This is a genomic window from Streptomyces sp. NPDC059477 (genome assembly GCF_042749375.1).
In the GTDB taxonomy this organism is placed as follows: Bacteria; Actinomycetota; Actinomycetes; order Streptomycetales; family Streptomycetaceae; genus Streptomyces.
In genome coordinates, this window is the sequence record NZ_JBHYUG010000096.1 from 17,237 (window position 1) to 33,310 (window position 16,074).

Annotated in this window: 15 protein-coding genes; 9 read left to right on the forward strand and 6 right to left on the reverse strand. The window is 72.1% G+C overall.

What is annotated here, in order from left to right; genetic code table 11:
* Nucleotides 1-25 precede the first annotated feature (25 nt).
* Both radA and disA read left to right on the forward strand, forming a co-directional pair.
* Nucleotides 26-1,435 carry a DNA repair protein RadA gene (radA, locus tag ACFXAZ_RS32615; protein WP_382692731.1) on the forward strand — a complete coding sequence of 470 codons (1,410 nt, stop codon included), beginning with the start codon at nucleotides 26-28 and terminating at the stop codon, nucleotides 1,433-1,435.
* Between the two features lie 137 nt (nucleotides 1,436-1,572).
* Nucleotides 1,573-2,697 carry a DNA integrity scanning diadenylate cyclase DisA gene (gene disA / locus ACFXAZ_RS32620; protein WP_384598479.1) on the forward strand — a complete coding sequence of 375 codons (1,125 nt, stop codon included), beginning with the start codon at nucleotides 1,573-1,575 and terminating at the stop codon, nucleotides 2,695-2,697.
* Nucleotides 2,698-2,822: 125 nt separating this feature from the next.
* On the opposite strand, the gene ACFXAZ_RS32625 is transcribed toward disA, so the two are convergent.
* From ACFXAZ_RS32625 to ACFXAZ_RS32635, 3 genes are all read right to left on the reverse strand, one after another.
* Nucleotides 2,823-3,656: a hypothetical protein gene (locus ACFXAZ_RS32625; RefSeq protein ID WP_384598481.1), complete on the reverse strand. Its 834-nt coding sequence runs from the start codon at nucleotides 3,654-3,656 to the stop codon at nucleotides 2,823-2,825.
* A gap of 266 nt (nucleotides 3,657-3,922) precedes the next feature.
* Nucleotides 3,923-4,606: a response regulator gene (locus tag ACFXAZ_RS32630; protein ID WP_384598483.1), complete on the reverse strand. Its 684-nt coding sequence runs from the start codon at nucleotides 4,604-4,606 to the stop codon at nucleotides 3,923-3,925.
* Nucleotides 4,603-6,246 carry a sensor histidine kinase gene (locus ACFXAZ_RS32635; protein WP_384598485.1) on the reverse strand — a complete coding sequence of 548 codons (1,644 nt, stop codon included), beginning with the start codon at nucleotides 6,244-6,246 and terminating at the stop codon, nucleotides 4,603-4,605. The genes ACFXAZ_RS32630 and ACFXAZ_RS32635 overlap by 4 nt, the downstream gene beginning before the upstream one ends.
* Nucleotides 6,247-6,270: 24 nt before the next feature.
* On the opposite strand from ACFXAZ_RS32635, the gene ACFXAZ_RS32640 reads away from it, so the two are divergent.
* Complete coding sequence (locus tag ACFXAZ_RS32640; RefSeq protein ID WP_384598487.1) at nucleotides 6,271-6,726, forward strand: hypothetical protein; 456 nt, start codon at nucleotides 6,271-6,273, stop codon at nucleotides 6,724-6,726.
* A 56-nt stretch (nucleotides 6,727-6,782) separates the two neighbouring features.
* Here the strand turns inward: ACFXAZ_RS32640 and ACFXAZ_RS32645 are convergent, their stop codons facing one another.
* Nucleotides 6,783-7,046: a hypothetical protein gene (locus ACFXAZ_RS32645; RefSeq protein ID WP_384598489.1), complete on the reverse strand. Its 264-nt coding sequence runs from the start codon at nucleotides 7,044-7,046 to the stop codon at nucleotides 6,783-6,785.
* 135 nt (nucleotides 7,047-7,181) lie between these two features.
* On the opposite strand from ACFXAZ_RS32645, the gene ACFXAZ_RS32650 reads away from it, so the two are divergent.
* The 5 genes from ACFXAZ_RS32650 to cseC all read left to right on the forward strand — a co-directional run bounded on the left by ACFXAZ_RS32650 (nucleotide 7,182) and on the right by cseC (nucleotide 12,080).
* Nucleotides 7,182-8,195 (forward strand): A/G-specific adenine glycosylase, encoded by a 1,014-nt coding sequence (locus tag ACFXAZ_RS32650; RefSeq protein ID WP_384598491.1) that lies wholly within the window; start codon nucleotides 7,182-7,184, stop codon nucleotides 8,193-8,195.
* A gap of 406 nt (nucleotides 8,196-8,601) precedes the next feature.
* Nucleotides 8,602-9,141: a SigE family RNA polymerase sigma factor gene (locus ACFXAZ_RS32655; RefSeq protein WP_384598493.1), complete on the forward strand. Its 540-nt coding sequence runs from the start codon at nucleotides 8,602-8,604 to the stop codon at nucleotides 9,139-9,141.
* Nucleotides 9,129-9,788, forward strand: a complete 660-nt coding sequence (locus ACFXAZ_RS32660; protein WP_384598495.1) for a hypothetical protein — start codon at nucleotides 9,129-9,131, stop codon at nucleotides 9,786-9,788. The genes ACFXAZ_RS32655 and ACFXAZ_RS32660 overlap by 13 nt, the downstream gene beginning before the upstream one ends.
* Before the next feature lie 193 nt (nucleotides 9,789-9,981).
* Nucleotides 9,982-10,689: a two-component system response regulator CseB gene (gene cseB, locus ACFXAZ_RS32665; protein ID WP_384598497.1), complete on the forward strand. Its 708-nt coding sequence runs from the start codon at nucleotides 9,982-9,984 to the stop codon at nucleotides 10,687-10,689.
* A 38-nt stretch (nucleotides 10,690-10,727) separates the two neighbouring features.
* Nucleotides 10,728-12,080 (forward strand): two-component system sensor histidine kinase CseC, encoded by a 1,353-nt coding sequence (gene cseC / locus ACFXAZ_RS32670; protein ID WP_384598499.1) that lies wholly within the window; start codon nucleotides 10,728-10,730, stop codon nucleotides 12,078-12,080.
* A 10-nt stretch (nucleotides 12,081-12,090) separates the two neighbouring features.
* Here cseC and ACFXAZ_RS32675 read toward each other — a convergent pair whose 3' ends face one another.
* Nucleotides 12,091-13,725, reverse strand: a complete 1,635-nt coding sequence (locus tag ACFXAZ_RS32675; protein ID WP_384598501.1) for an MDR family MFS transporter — start codon at nucleotides 13,723-13,725, stop codon at nucleotides 12,091-12,093.
* A gap of 139 nt (nucleotides 13,726-13,864) precedes the next feature.
* Here ACFXAZ_RS32675 and ACFXAZ_RS32680 point away from each other — a divergent pair, with 139 nt between their 5' ends.
* Nucleotides 13,865-14,449 carry a TetR/AcrR family transcriptional regulator gene (locus ACFXAZ_RS32680; protein ID WP_384598503.1) on the forward strand — a complete coding sequence of 195 codons (585 nt, stop codon included), beginning with the start codon at nucleotides 13,865-13,867 and terminating at the stop codon, nucleotides 14,447-14,449.
* A 283-nt stretch (nucleotides 14,450-14,732) separates the two neighbouring features.
* Here ACFXAZ_RS32680 and ACFXAZ_RS32685 read toward each other — a convergent pair whose 3' ends face one another.
* Nucleotides 14,733-15,452, reverse strand: a complete 720-nt coding sequence (locus ACFXAZ_RS32685; RefSeq protein ID WP_384598505.1) for a M23 family metallopeptidase — start codon at nucleotides 15,450-15,452, stop codon at nucleotides 14,733-14,735.
* Nucleotides 15,453-16,074: the final 622 nt, after the last annotated feature.

The window sequence follows — 16,074 nt, forward strand, 5'->3', positions numbered from 1 at the left end:
CAGTGCCAGCGGTTACGGTTTCCGCATGGCTGCCCGTACCAAGACCACGAAGGACCGACCGTCCTACCGCTGCACGGAGTGCGGCTGGCAGACGGCGAAGTGGCTCGGCCGCTGCCCCGAGTGCCAGGCGTGGGGCACGGTCGAGGAGTACGGCGCGCCCGCTGTCCGTACGACGGCACCCGGCCGGGTCACCACCTCCGCGGTGCCCATCGGCCAGGTCGACGGCAGCCAGGCCACCGCCCGCTCCACCGGCGTGCCCGAGCTGGACCGGGTGCTCGGCGGCGGACTGGTGCCCGGCGCGGTCGTGCTGCTCGCCGGCGAACCCGGCGTGGGCAAGTCGACCCTGCTGCTCGACGTGGCGGCCAAGTCGGCCAGCGACGAGCACCGCACGCTGTATGTCACCGGCGAGGAGTCCGCGAGCCAGGTGCGGCTGCGCGCGGACCGCATCAAGGCCCTGGACGACCACCTGTATCTCGCCGCCGAGACGGATCTGTCGGCCGTGCTCGGGCACTTGGACGCGGTCAAGCCGTCGCTGCTGATCCTGGACTCGGTGCAGACGGTGGCCTCGCCGGAGATCGACGGCGCGCCCGGCGGCATGGCGCAGGTGCGCGAGGTGGCCGGCGCGCTGATCCGCGCCTCCAAGGAGCGCGGCATGTCGACGCTCCTGGTGGGCCATGTCACCAAGGACGGCGCGATCGCGGGTCCCCGCCTGCTGGAGCACCTGGTGGATGTGGTCCTGCACTTCGAGGGCGACCGGCACGCGCGCCTGCGGCTGGTCCGCGGGGTCAAGAACCGCTACGGGACGACGGACGAGGTCGGCTGCTTCGAGCTGCACGACGAGGGCATCACGGGCCTGACCGACCCCAGCGGGCTGTTCCTGACCCGCCGCGCGGAGCCGGTCCCCGGCACCTGCCTGACCGTCACCCTGGAGGGCCGCCGCCCGCTGGTGGTCGAGGTCCAGGCGCTGACCGTGGACTCGCAGATCCCCTCCCCGCGCCGGACCACCTCCGGTCTGGAGACCTCGCGCGTGTCGATGATGCTGGCGGTGCTGGAGCAGCGGGGCCGGATCAGCGCGCTGGGCAAGCGGGACATCTACTCCGCGACGGTCGGCGGGGTGCGGCTCCAGGAGCCCGCCGCGGACCTCGCCGTGGCCCTCGCGCTGGCCAGCGCGGCCAGCGACACTCCGCTGCCGAAGAACCTTGTGGCGATCGGCGAGGTCGGCCTCGCGGGCGAGGTCAGACGGGTCACGGGCGTGGGGCGCAGACTCTCCGAGGCGCACCGCCTGGGCTTCACGCACGCGCTCGTGCCGGGCGATCCGGGCAAGATCCCGCCCGGTATGAAGGTCCTGGAAGTGGCGGACATGGGGGACGCGCTGAGGGTGCTGCCGCGTTCCCGTCGCAGAGAGGCCCCCCAGGACACGGAGGACCGCCGGTAGACTTTGCCCTGGTCTCGCCCGTCCGTACGAACCGAGTACGCGAAACGGGGCACCGTACGGGTCCTGTACGGGTCCGGTACAGGTCCCGTAGGGGGCGCCGTACGGGACGCCTGAGAACCTGCGACCGGAGGAGTGCAGTGGCAGCCAACGACCGGGCATCGGCTCCCGGAAAGTCCGGTGGGAGTGCCGGTTCCGAGGGCATGATGCGCGCTTCGCTGAGCGCCGTGGCTCCGGGTACGGCGCTGCGTGACGGCCTGGAGCGGGTGCTCCGGGGCAACACCGGCGGCCTCATCGTGCTGGGTTCCGACAAGACCGTCGAGGCGATGTGCACGGGCGGTTTCGTGCTGGACGTCGAGTTCACGGCGACGCGCCTGCGCGAGCTGTGCAAGCTGGACGGCGGCATCGTCATCTCCTCCGACCTGTCGAAGATCCTGCGGGCCGGTGTCCAGCTGGTGCCGGACCCGACGATCCCGACCGAGGAGACGGGCACCCGGCACCGTACGGCGGACCGGGTCTCCAAGCAGGTCGGTTTCCCCGTGGTCTCCGTCTCCCAGTCCATGCGGCTGATCGCGCTCTACGTCGACGGGCAGCGCCGGGTCCTGGAGGACTCGGCGGCGATCCTGTCCCGCGCGAATCAGGCCCTGGCCACCCTGGAGCGCTACAAACTGCGCCTGGACGAGGTCGCGGGCACGCTCTCGGCGCTGGAGATCGAGGACCTGGTGACGGTCCGCGATGTGTCGGCGGTGGCGCAGCGCCTGGAGATGGTCCGGCGCATCGCCACCGAGATCGCGGAGTACGTGGTCGAGCTGGGCACCGACGGGCGTCTTCTGACGCTTCAGCTGGAGGAGTTGATCGCCGGGGTCGAGCCGGACCGCGAGCTGGTCGTGCGGGACTACGTCCCCGAGCCCACGGCCAAGCGTTCCCGCACGGTGGAGGAGGCGCTCTCCGAGCTGGACGCGCTGAGCCACGCCGAGCTGCTGGAACTGACCACGGTGGCGCGTGCGCTGGGCTACGCCGGGTCCCCCGAGACGCTCGACACGGCCGTCTCGCCGCGGGGTTTCCGGCTGCTCTCCAAGGTTCCGCGGCTGCCCGGCGCCATCATCGACCGCCTGGTCGAGCACTTCGGCAGCCTCCAGAAGCTGCTCGCCGCCAGCGTGGACGACCTCCAGACGGTGGACGGCGTCGGCGAGACACGGGCGCGGAGCGTGCGCGAGGGGCTGTCGCGGCTGGCCGAGTCGTCGATCTTGGAGCGGTACGTCTGAGGTTCCCGGCGCGGGGGACGCCCTCCGGGAGCGGGTGGGGTGCGGCTGATCGCGCCTGCGCGGCGGAACCCCGTATCGGCACCGCCCCGCGCCCCCCTCAGGGCGTCACGGTCAGGCGACGGTGGTCAGTCCGCCGTGAGGACGAAGGACGTCTGGACCTTGGTGAGCCCCTCGGCCTCGGCCTCCACCAGGTACGTCCCGGCGCCGGCCCGGCCGCCCGTCGGCGTACCGCACTCCGGGGCGCTGCGCTCGCGGTCCCATTCCACCGTGTACGTGATGCTGCTCCCGGCGGGCACCCGGTACAGCAGGCTCCCCGCGCCCTGCGGACAGTCCGCGGACGACCAGAGTTCGTCGTCCTCGGCGGCCTGCGTGATCGTCACCACCGCGTTCCGGGGACCGAGGTCCACCTTGCAGTCGCTCGCGGACGAGTTCCGCGCGATCAGCTGGAACTCGGGCCGCTGATCGGGCGAGTAGGAGTTGCGCACACTGCGCACGGTCAAGGTCACGGCCCCGGGAGCGCAGTTGGGCAGCGTCGAACCGGCCGGCAGCGCATCCCCCGTACCGACACCCGTACCGGACGTGGAATCCCCGCCCGAACCGCCCCCGGTCCCCGTGCCGGAATCGGTGCCGGTCCCTGATGTCCCCGAGCCGTCCCCGGCGCCGCTCCCGGCGCTCTCGCCGCCGCCCGTGTCGCCGTCCCCGGAGCCGTCGTCCGACTCCTCGCGCCCGCCCGGCGCTTGGCTGATCGCGGGACCGGACCCGGACGGTCCGGGAGTGATGGAGGGCACCGGATTCTTGCTGTTGGACCCCTCGGCGTCGTTGTTGCCGCCGCCGCCCCCGGACAACACGATCCAGGCGGTCAGCAGTGCCAACACAGCCACCACGGACACCAGGACGACCCTCCGTCGCCAGTAGATGGAGGAGGGAAGCGGCCCGACCGGATTGCGCATAGATCCCACGGCTCAAACTGTACGAGAGATCCGTGGCGCCGCTCGCGCCACCCGCCGCCTGAAGCGCAACTTTTCCGGATCATCATCCCGGAAGCGGCCCTCGACGCCCACGAACTGCCGTACGAGTCACCGTTCGGACACTCCCCGTGACCACACCGGTATCACTCGCACACCCCGTCACTGCGATCCCCCACCCACCGCCGACAGTTGACGTGGAGTCACACCGCGCGGACGGCGCCGCGATCCCGTCGGCACAGGTCCCCGACCGCCCTGCCTCACTCCCCGACCATCCCCGCCTCGTAGGCCACGATCGCCGCCTGCACCCGGTTCCGTACCCCCAGCCGCTCCAGTACCGCACTGACGTACGCCTTCACCGTGCCCTCGACCAGGTGCAGGCGCGCGGCGATCTCCGGGTTGGACAGCCCTTGGCCGACCAGTCCGAGCACCTCGCGCTCACGCGGGGACAGTTGCGCGGCGCGGGCCCGCGCGGCGGCCTCGCGCCCGAGACGGCCCCCGCCGGTACGACCGCCCGCCGCGCCGGTGCCGCCCAGGTCGTCGATGATCCCCCTCGCCACCCTCGGCGACAGGAACGCCACCCCGCCCGCGACCGCCCGCACCCCCGCGATCAGCTCATAGGGATCGCCGGACTTCAGCAGGAACCCGGTCGCGCCGCCGCCCAGCGCGCGGGCCACGTAGTCGCGCTCCGAGAACGTCGTCAGCATCGCGACCGCCGTGCCGGGCAGGGTCCGTACGATCTCCTCCGCGGCGGCCAGTCCGTCCAGGCGTGGCATACGGATGTCGAGGAGGGCCACGTCGGGGCGGTGGGCGCGAGCCAGTTCGACGGCCTCACGGCCGTCACCAGCCTCCGCGACCACCTCGGTCTCGCCGCCGCCCGCGAGGATGGCCCGCACCCCCGCGCGGACCATCGCCTCGTCGTCGGCCAGCAGTACGCGGATCATTCGGGGGTTCCTTCTGTTCTTGTGGTTCCTGTGGTTCCTGTGATTCCTGCTGTCGCTGTCCGTGATGCCGTCTTGGCTGGTCCTGCCCTGTCCTGGCGTCCGACGCCGGGGACCACGTCCTTGTCGATCAGGCGGTCCCGGTCGTCGTAGCAGAGCCTGAAGTGGTCGACGGAGACGAGGAGTTCGCCGCTGGCGCGGTAGTAGTGGCAGTCGGCGCCCGGTGGGGGCGCGGGCGCGCGGTCGGTGGGCGGGTCGGCGACCGACCGGCCGGGCAGCAGCGGCCCGATCTCGGCGGCGGTCGCGCCGAGGCGCAGTTCGGCGTAGGTGTCCGGGCGCAGGACGGAGTGGGTCTCGGTGTAGGCGTACCAGGCGAAGGCCCCGCCGATCAGGACGAGGCCCGCGCAGCCGGCGGCCCACAGGGCGAGGGCGGCTCGTCTGCGGGCGCGGGTGAAGGGCGCGGAGGGGGCTTCGGCGGTGAAGGGAGAGGGGGAAGGGGAAGGGGAAGGGGAAGGGGTGGGGGTGGGGGTGGGGGTGGGGGAAGGGGCCTGGGTGGTAGCGGTGGCCTGGGGGGTGGTGGCGCTGTCGGACGTCGGGGGATGCCATGGGCCGTCGGACGGGCGTTCCGGTACCCACACCCGTAGCCGGAACCCGCCCGCGTACGGCCCCTCGGTGGCGGGTTCGGCGGTGAATGTCCCGCCGACCGCCGTCACGGCGGCCCGCAGTCCGAGAAGTCCCGAACCTCCACCCGCCGGGCGGGAACTACTCTGCGTGGCCGGACCGTTGGAGACTGTGACGGCCGTGCCCCGGGCCTCCCCGGTCACCGCCACCACGACCGTCGCGCCCGGCGCATGCCGTGCCGCGTTGGTGAGCGCCTCCCTCACCACGCGGTGCAGCAGCCGCTGGACGATCCCGCCCGGCTCGGGCACCGGCAGGGGCGAGGGCCCCGCACCGGCCGGTTCCCAGCGCACGGGCAGGCCGGACTCGGCCGTGCGGGCCACGAGTTGTTCGAGGCTCTCGCGGGCCGGGGCGAGCGGCGCCGGTTCGTCGTCGTCCTCGCGCAGGACGCCGATGACACCGTGCAGCCGGTCGGTGGCGTCGGCAGCCGCCGCGCGCAGGTCGGCCACGGCGGCGCGGTGATGCGTGGGCAGGTCGGCGGCGATCTGGAGGGCGCCCGCGCGCAGCGCGATCAGGCTGAGGTCATGGCCCAAGGAGTCATGCATGTCCTGGGCGATCCGGGCCCGCTCGCGCGTGCGGGCGCGTTCCTCGGCGTGCCGCTGCTCGTCCTCCAGGCGGGCGGCGCGCAGCCAGCCGGCCTCGGCCAGTTCCCGGCCCTGGCGCCGGTGCCGTCCGGCGAGCCAGGGAAAGACACAGCAGAAGAGGAGGGTGCACATCAGGACCAGCCATTCCGGCGCCGGGTCGACCCCGAAGAGCCCGATCCGTGCGGTGCCGGCGCAGCCGACGGCGGCGAAACAGAGAGCGGCCGGGCGGATCCGGTCGGCCCGCAGTCCGAGCAGCAGGGCGAGCACGGCGAGCGCCGGGGCGTAGGAGAGGGTGAACAGGGCGGGCGCGGCCGTCAGGCTCAACACGGCCGACAGCGCGAACGCCGTGAGCGGGGCGCGGCGGGACACGGCGACCGCCACGCCGAGGACGACGGCTCCGGCGAGTTGCTGCCACAGGGGGCGGGGCTCGTTCAGCCCGAGCAGTTCGGTGCCGGCCGCGGGTGCGGCGAGGGCGGCCCACAGCAGCGCGTCACGGAGGCGGGGCAGCGAGGTGCCGTCCCGGCGGCCGTCGTCCTGGCGGCGGGCTCTTCCGGCGTTCCGTCCGTCGGGCCGTCCGGCGGCTCGTCCCTCGGCCCGTCCTTCGGCCCGTCCGGCTGCTCTTCCGGCGGCCCGGCCGTCGGCTCGTCCCTCGGCCCGTCCGGCTGCTCTTCCGGCGGCCCGGCCAGCGTCTCGGCGGTCCGCTCGTACGCCGCGCCGTCCAGCGTCCTGGCCGTCCGTTCGCTCGCCGTCACGTTCTCCGACCAGCCGACCAGCACGTCCAGCATCCCGGCCTTGCGCTCGCTCGCCCTCACGTTCTCCGACCAGCCGACCGGCACGTCCGGCGTTCCGGCCCTGCGCTAGACCGCCGTCACGTTTGCCGACCAGCCGACCGACACGTCCAGCATCCCGGCCCTGCGCTAGCCCGCCGCCCCACCCTCCGGCCTGTCGACCGTCCCGTCCGTCATCCGGGCTGTCCGCTCGCACGGCGCCCCGGCCAGCGTCCTGGCCGGTCGTCCGCCCACCGTCACGACCGCCGCCCCGCCGACGATCCCCTGCGTCGTCTGGGTCATCCGCGCGCACGCCGCCCCATCCGCCGCTCTGCCCACCGTCCCGTTCGCGGTCCCGGCCATCCGCTCGCACGCCCGCGCGTTCTCCGTCCTGCCCGCCGCCTCGTCCGTCATCCCGGCCGCCGTCCATCCGTCCGACGCTACAAGCGGCTCGGGGCGCCTCGCCCCTGCCGATCGTCAGGTGCTGTCGTCCCCGGGGGTGGCGGTTCGCCCGAGTCATGGTGTTGGCATGGCAGGATCGGAATCGCCATGACTGCGCCCACGAAGCTCCCCCACAGCCCACTCGCCGACGCGTCCGCCGGTTCCCCGGTGCCCGGCGGCTCCCCCTCGCCTCAGGACCGGTCCCCTCTGGAAGAACAGGTGTCCGGGAAAGGGCCCGGTTCCTCCCGGGGACGGGACCTGCACTCCCTGGTCATCGACTGGTTCGACGGGCACGCGCGTGACCTGCCCTGGCGGCGTGCGGAGGCCGGGCCATGGGGGGTGATGGTCAGTGAGTTCATGCTTCAGCAGACGCCGGTGAACCGGGTCCTGCCTGTCTACGAGCACTGGCTGGCGCGCTGGCCGCGCCCCGCCGACCTCGCCGCGGAGGCCCCCGGGGAGGCGGTGCGCGCCTGGGGCCGGCTCGGTTATCCGCGCCGGGCGCTGCGGTTGCACGGCGCCGCCGTCGCCATAACGGAACGGCACGGCGGGGACGTACCGACGGAGCACGGCCAGTTGCTGGCGCTGCCCGGGATCGGGGAGTACACGGCGGCGGCGGTGGCGTCCTTCGCGTACGGGCAGCGGCACGCGGTGCTGGACACCAATGTGCGCCGGGTGTTCGCGCGGGCGGTGACGGGGGTGCAGTACCCGCCGAACGCGACGACCGCCGCCGAGCGGAAGCTGGCCCGTGCGCTGCTGCCCGACGAGCAGAGCACGGCCGCTCGCTGGGCGGCGGCCTCCATGGAGCTGGGCGCGCTGGTGTGCACGGCCAAGAACGAGGAGTGCCACCGCTGCCCGATCGCCGCGCAGTGTGCCTGGCGGCTCGCGGGCAAGCCGGAGCACAGCGGGCCGCCGCGGCGCGGGCAGACGTACGCCGGTACGGACCGTCAGGTGCGCGGCAAGCTGCTCGCGGTGCTGCGCGAGGCGCACGGTCCGGTGCCGCAGGCCGCGCTGGACCGGGTGTGGCACGAGCCGGTGCAGCGGGCGCGGGCGCTGGACGGGTTGGTGTCGGACGGGTTGGTGGAGCCGTTGCACGGAGGGTTGTACCGGTTGCCGATGGGGTGACTCCACTCATGCCGGTGATGCCGGTGGTTCCGGTGAGAGGTGATTTTGCTGAGGGGGTGGCGGGGGCCGGGGTTTGTTCCGGCTCCCACCACCCCCTCCCTCGCGGTCGGCCGCATCCTCCGTAACAGTCGCCGACGGTCACCTCGGCCGGAAATCCGGCAAATCACCCCCTAGCCACACCTTCCGACCTGGCATTTTGTCCCTTTCCTTCCGTCGTTACACAACCGACGGAAGGCCGCGCGCTGTCCGCTGGCTGCCTCGCACAGTGCCGTGACAACGCCTCCGTAGCTTTCTTTCCATGCCCGGCGGAACGGGGCGACTACGGATCACAGGCATTGCGATCACAGGCGAAGGACACACCGGCCGACAGGCGGGCCGGTGGACGGGGACCAGGAGGCGGTTGATCATGGCGCAGGGTGAGGTGCTGGAGTTCGAGGAGTACGTCCGCACCCGGCAGGACGCGTTGCTGCGCAGCGCCCGCCGGCTGGTTCCGGACCCGGTCGACGCCCAGGACCTGCTCCAGACGGCACTGGCGCGGACGTACGGGCGCTGGGAGGGGATCGCGGACAAGCGGCTCGCGGACGCGTATCTGCGCCGGGTGATGATCAACACCCGTACCGAATGGTGGCGGGCGCGCAAGCTGGAGGAAGTGCCGACCGAGCAGCTCCCCGAGGCCTGCGTGGACGACTCCACCGAGCAGCACGCGGACCGCGCCCTGCTGATGGACATCATGAAGGTGCTCGCCCCGAAGCAGCGGAGCGTGGTCGTGCTGCGACACTGGGAGCAGATGTCCACGGAGGAGACCGCCGCCGCGCTCGGCATGTCGGCCGGTACGGTCAAGAGCACGCTGCACCGGGCGCTCGCCCGGCTCCGCGAGGAGCTGGAGGCGCGCGATCTGGGCGCACGCGCGCTGGAGCGTGAGGAGCGGGAGCGTTGCGCGGCCTGACCGGCCCGGGGTCCGCACGGACCCGGATCACTTCTTTGCGGGCGGCGACCGCGGCGACGGCCGCGCTCACCGCCCTCACCCTGCTGCTCACGGCCTGCGGCACGGGTGGCACCGGTGCCCGGGACGAGGGCCCGGCCAACGCCGACGTGGTGGCGGGCGCCACGCCGACGCCCACCGCCCCGGCGTCCGCGACGCCGAGCCCGGCGGACGCCGTGAAGCTGGTCAAGGCGGACCCGAGGGTCTCCCCCGCGGTCAAGCGCGGCCTCCAGCCATGCGTCGCCGACGAGTACCCGGTCGACGTGTCGTACGGCAAGCTGACCGGCGGGACCGCCGACGATGTCGTGGTCAACGTGCTGACCTGCGGAGACGCGGTGGGTGTGGGCGCGTATGTGTATCGCGACGAGGGCGGCGACTTCGAGAACGTGTTCCTGACCGAGGAGCCGCCCGTCTACGCCGAGATAGACCGCGGCGACCTGGTCGTCACCAAGCAGGTGTACGAGCGCGGCGACCCGGTGTCGCATCCGTCCGGCGAGAATGTGATCACGTACCGGTGGACGTCGGGCAAGTTCGCCGAGAAGTACCGCACGCACAACGACTACGGCAACACCACCGGGAGCGAGCCCGTCCCGGCCCCCGAGATCAACTGACCGGCCACGTGACCGGCGTACTCTCGCGGACACGTACCCTCGCGGGCGGCGGGACGGCCGACGAAGCCGGGCGGTGAGCCAGGTGCACGGGCCGAGCCGCCGGTGGAGCGGCACGCCGGGACAAACCGACGACGTCGGTGGACGAGCCGACGACGTCGGTGGACGAGCAGCAGCGGAAGACAGAGAGCGGCGGATGGCAGAGCAGACCCACGTCCTGTTCGTGGAGGACGACGACGTCATCCGCGAGGCCACGCAACTCGCGCTGGAGCGGGACGGCTTCGCGGTCACGGCGATGCCCGACGGGCTGTCGGGTCTGGAGGCGTTCCGCGGTGACCGGCCGGACATCGCGCTGCTGGATGTGATGCTGCCGGGGCTGGACGGGGTGAGCCTGTGCCGGCGGATCCGGGACGAGTCCACGGTCCCGGTGATCATGCTGTCGGCGCGCGCCGACTCCATCGACGTGGTGCTCGGCCTGGAGGCGGGGGCGGACGACTATGTCACCAAGCCGTTCGACGGGGCTGTGCTGGTGGCCCGGATCCGGGCGGTGCTGCGGCGTTTCGGCCATGCGAGCGGGGGGTCGGGGCAGGCCGAGGAGACCGCGTCGGCGAGCACCGGAGGGGTGCTGACCTTCGGGGACCTGGAGATCGACACCGAGGGCATGGAGGTGCGGCGCGGCGGTGAGCCGGTCGCGCTCACGCCGACCGAGATGCGGCTGCTGCTGGAGTTCTCGGCGGCGCCGGGCACCGTGCTGTCCCGCGACAAGCTGCTGGAACGGGTGTGGGACTACGGCTGGGGCGGGGACACCCGGGTCGTCGATGTCCATGTGCAGCGGCTGCGGACGAAGATCGGGCAGGACCGGATCGAGACGGTCCGCGGCTTCGGCTACAAGCTGCGGGCCTAGGGCGGGCGGGGCAGCAGATGCGGGGGACGCTCCGCCGTATGGTGCCGCTGCGGCTGGATCGCAGCGGGGTTCGTACGGGGCTTCGGACAGGGCTCAGATGGAAGCTCAGCGCGGCGATCGCGCTGGTCGGCGCGCTGGTGGCGATCGCGCTCAGCCTGGTGGTGCACAACGCGGCCCGGGTGTCGATGCTGGACAACGCGCGCGATCTGGCCGACGAGCGGGTCCAGATCGCGCAGCGCAACTACGAGCTGTCCGGGCGGCCCAACTTCCCCGGCATCAAGATCGACGACTCCCGGCTGCCGGCCGAGCTGCGGCACAAGGTGGAGCGCGGGCGCCGGGCGACGTTCGTGGCCGAGGGGCCGCGCGGGGCGCCGGACATCTGGGCGGCCGTACCGCTGAAGGACGGCCGGGTGATGTCCCTGCACACCGGGTTCACCGACCGCAGCACGGACATCCTCAACGATCTCGACCAGGCGCTGATCATCGGCTCGATCGCGGTGGTGCTCGGCGGCAGCGCCATCGGGGTGCTGATCGGGGCGCAGTTGTCACGGCGGCTGCGCAAGGCGGCGTACGCGGCGAACCGGGTGGCCAAGGGTGAGATGGACGTGCAGGTCCGGGAGGCCATCGGCGGGGTGGTGCGGGACGAGACCGACGATCTGGCGCGGGCCGTGGACGCGATGGCGGACGCGCTGCGCCAGCGGCTGGAGGCCGAGCGCCGGGTCACCGCCGATATCGCGCACGAGCTGCGCACCCCGGTGACCGGGCTGCTCACGGCGGCCGAACTGCTGCCGCCGGGCCGCCCCACCGAGCTGGTCCTGGACCGCGCCAAGGCGATGCGGACGCTGGTGGAGGACGTACTGGAGGTGGCCCGGCTCGACGGGGCCTCCGAGCGGGCCGAGTTGCAGGACATCATGCTCGGCGAGTTCATCGCCCGCCGGGTCGCGGCGAAGGATCCGGCGGTCCGGGTGTCCGTGGTGCACGAGTCCGAGGTCACCACCGATCCCCGGCGTCTGGAGCGGGTGCTGTTCAACCTGCTCGCCAACGCCGCCCGGCACGGCCGCCCGCCCATAGAGGTCATCGTGGAGGGCCGGGTGATACGGGTCCGCGACCACGGGCCCGGTTTCCCCAACGACCTGCTGGCCGAGGGCCCGAGCCGGTTCCGCACCGGCAGCCAGGACCGCGCGGGCGTCGGCCACGGCCTGGGCCTGACCATCGCGGCGGGCCAGGCCCGGGTCCTCGGCGCGCGCCTCACCTTCCGCAATGTCCGCCCGCCCGGCGCCCCCGACCATGTCCCCTCCGAGGGCGCGGTCGCCGTCCTGTGGCTGCCGGAGCACGCCCCGACGAACACGGGCAGCCATCCGATGCTGCCGGGGCCGGTCGAACGGGCGTAGGGGGTGGGTGTCAGACCGCTTCGGTCACCGATGCCGGTGCCGCCGACCCCGTAGCGCCTTTCCCCTGCGGACCGGCGGCGTCACCCGCCTGCTCCTGGGGGCCGGCGCCCCGCAGCGGGACCTCCTTCACGAAGAACGCCGCGACCAGCGCCACCACGGCCACCGCCGCGCCCAGCAGGAAGGCGGAGTGGGTGCCGGCGGAGACCGCGTACTGGTACGCCTCGCGTGCCGCCTCCGGCAGCTTGGCCAGGCTCGCGGCATCGAGCTGGGCGGACTGCTCGGTCACCTGGGAGCCGAGGGCACCCGCGCGGGCGCTCATCTCGTCCTGGACCCGCTGGTTGAACAGCGCGCCCATGATCGCGACACCGAAGGAGGAACCGAGGGTGCGGAAGAGGGTGGCGGAGGAGGACGCGACGCCCATGTCCTTCATCTCCACGCTGTTCTGCGCGACCAGCATGGTGATCTGCATCAGACAGCCCATGCCCAGACCGAGCACGGCCATGTAGATCCCGGAGGTCAGCCGCGAGGTCCCGGAGTCCATCTGCGCCAGCAGGAAGAGACCGGCGACCAGCAGCACCCCGCCGACCAGGGGGAACACCTTGTACCGGCCGGTCTTGGTGGTGACCCGCCCGGCCACCATCGAGGTCACCAGCATGGCGCCCAGCATCGGCAGGAGCAGCAGCCCGGAGTTGGTCGCGGACGCGCCCTGCACGGACTGCTGGTACAGCGGCAGGAAGAGCGTCGCGCCGAACATCACGAAGCCCGTGACGAAGCCGATGACCGCCATCAGGGTGAAGTTGCGGCTACGGAAGATGTGCAGCGGCAGAATCGGTTCCGCGGCCCTGGTCTGCCACAGGACGAAGCCGGCCAGCGCGGCGACCCCGATCCCGGTCAGCTCCATGATCCGCGCGGAGGTCCAGGCGTACTCCGTGCCGCCCCATGTGGTGACCAGCACGATCGCGGTGATGCCGACGGTCAGCAGGATCGCGCCCGGGTAGTCGATCCGCGCCTGCCGCCGCTTGTTGGGCAGATGCAGGACGACCATGATCAGGGCGAGGGCGACCACGCCGAGCGGCAGGTTGATGTAGAAGGCCCAGCGCCAGCCCCAGTTGTCGGTGATGGTGCCGCCGACCAGCGGTCCGCCGATCATCGCGAGCGCCATGACGCCGGCCATCATGCCCTGGTACTTGCCGCGCTCGCGGGGCGGAATCAGGTCGCCGATGATCGCCATGACGCCGACCATCAGACCGCCGGCCCCCAGGCCCTGCACCGCGCGGAACCCGATCAGCTGGCCCATGTCCTGCGCCATACCGCTGAGCGCGGAGCCGATCAGGAAGATCACGATGGCGGCGAGGAAGGTGCCCTTGCGCCCGTAGAGATCGCCGAGCTTGCCCCAGATCGGGGTGGAGGCGGCGGTCGCCAGGGTGTACGAGGTGACCACCCAGGACAGGTGTTCGAGTCCGCCCAGCTCACCGACGATCGTCGGCATCGCGGTGCCGATGATCATGTTGTCCAGCATCGCGAGCATCATCGCGATCATCAGGGCGAGCAGCACGACCCGGACGCTCCGGGGCCGCTTGCCCCCCGCGCCCGGCGCCTCCGGCACCGGGGCCGGCCCTCCCGCCGTTGTCGTCGTCTCCGCCATCCGTTCTGACGCCCCCATCCGCGATCCGGCGGACTTACCTGCCGCCCGGCTAGTTCGGTTACGGACGTGAAGCTACTGGCGTAACTAGCCGGTCGTCAAGTAAGTTTTGTGGAAAGTCACGAAGGAGGAGGATGGCGGCATGACCGGCACGGAGGGCACCAAGCAGCGGCGCCGCGGGGACACCCGTCAGCGCATCCAGGACATCGCGCTGGAGCTCTTCGCCGAACAGGGGTACGAGAAGACGTCCCTGCGCGAGATCGCCGAACGCCTCGATGTGACGAAGGCGGCGCTGTACTACCACTTCAAGACGAAGGAAGAGATCATCGTCAGCCTCTTCGAGGACCTGACGAAGCCGATCGAGGATCTGATCGACTGGGGCGGCCGGCAGCCGCACACCCTGGAGACCAAGCGCGAGATCCTGCGCCGCTACGGCGACGCCCTCTCGGACGCCGAGCCGCTGTTCCGCTTCATGCAGGAGAACCAGGCGACCGTACGGGAACTCAGCATCGGCGAGGTGTTCAAGAACCGGATGCTGGGCATGCGCCGGATCATCATCGACCCGGACGCCGCGCTGGTCGACCAGGTCCGCTGCGTCAGCGCCCTGTTCACCCTGCACGCCGGGATGTTCGCCCTGCGGGACATCGAGGGCGACCCCGAGGACAAGCGCAGGGCCATCCTCGAAGTCGCCGTCGATCTGGTGACTCAGGCGCACGGTGGGGCTTGAGTCACCCAGGGGGTTGGGGTGGTCACCCCGAGCGGTGGGGTGACCTGGGGCGGCCGGAGGGGCGGGGACCCCTCCGGGTGCCAGGACCGCAGGTTGCCTGGTCCGCAGACGGTCGGGACCGCTGACGGTCAGGACCACTGACGGTCGGGGACCTGGGATGGTCAGGACCACTGACGGTCGGGCCGCTGACGGTCAGGACCACTGACGGTCGGGGACCTCGGATGGTCGGGGACCTCGGATGGTCAAGGCGCCCAGACGATCAGGCCCTTGGATGGTCAGGCACTCAGATGGTCAGGCCCTTGGCGCGCAGGAACGACACCGGGTCGATGGCCGAGCCGTAGTTCGCCGACTTGCGGATCTCGAAGTGCAGGTGCGGTCCGCTGGAGTTGCCGCTGTTGCCGGACAGGGCGATCTTCTGGCCGGTCTTGACTATCTGACCGATCTTGACGTTGACCTGGGACAGGTGGGCGTACTGCGAGTACGTGCCGTTGCCGTGCTTGATCACGATGGCGTTGCCGTACGCGGGGCCGTCACCGGCGCCGTTGCCGCCGGCCTTGACGACGGTGCCGCCGTGGGCGGCGTAGACCTGGGTGCCGGTCGGCACGGCGAAGTCCTGGCCGCTGTGGGTGGCGGCCCAGCGGGCGCCGTTCTGGGCGAAGCTCGCGGTCTTCGTGTACTGCTTCACCGGCTTGACCCAGGAGGGCACCGCGGCGGACTTGGCCTTGGGGGCCGAAGCGGCGGCGGCCTTCGGGGCGGCCTGAGCCTTCTCGGGGGCCTTCGCCGGAGCCTTCGCCGGGGCCTCGGCCTTGACGGCGGGCGCCTTGGCGGCGGGGGCGGCGGCAGGGGCAGCGGTGGGCGCCTTGGCGGGAGCGGAGGACAGCTCGGCGGCGACCGCGACCCCGGCCCCCAGTACGGCCGTCGTTCCCAGGCCCGCGGCCAGCACAGCGGCGCGGGTGCGGAGCAGGGACGTACGGGCGGAGCGGGACGTGACGCGCTGGAACATTTCAACCTCATGGGGACGGGGACAGGAAATCCACCCGGCGCACAGGCATCGGCCGGGTGGGCCATCCCTTGGTACCCCCGCCCCCCAGAAGCCCCCAAATGTGTGACCTACGACGGAAACTAGTACGCACGCGGCAAATCCACAGGGCCTTGACAGAGCCCCTATCCGGGGTGATTCCGGCCAGGACGGCGTATGCCCGTAGAGGGTTCAGGGTTATACGTCCCTTTTGCCCGTTTGGCGATCGCCACTATTCCCTCTAGTAAGGGACAAATCGCCTGTGCGCCATGTCACCGCACTCCGAGGTCGGGCGACTCCGTGATGTGACCGGCGCTACTTCGTTGCCTACCGTCCAGTAACCCAACGGTTCCCTTGCCGCCATCCTGCTGGCCAAGCATGCACACGACACATCGCAGCCTGCGGTTCCGTGCCGCAGGCCCGAGGCGAGGGGACCCCCCACCATGACCAGCCGACCCGCCTGGACCCGTCGTACGGCCGCCGGCGCCGTCACCACCGCGGTTGCGGCCGTCGCCGCCACCGCCGTCGCCGCGGCGGCCCTCGTGGCAGTGGCCGGCCCGGCCGAGGCCGCGTCCGCCGGCCCCGTGACCACCGGTACGGCGACCAC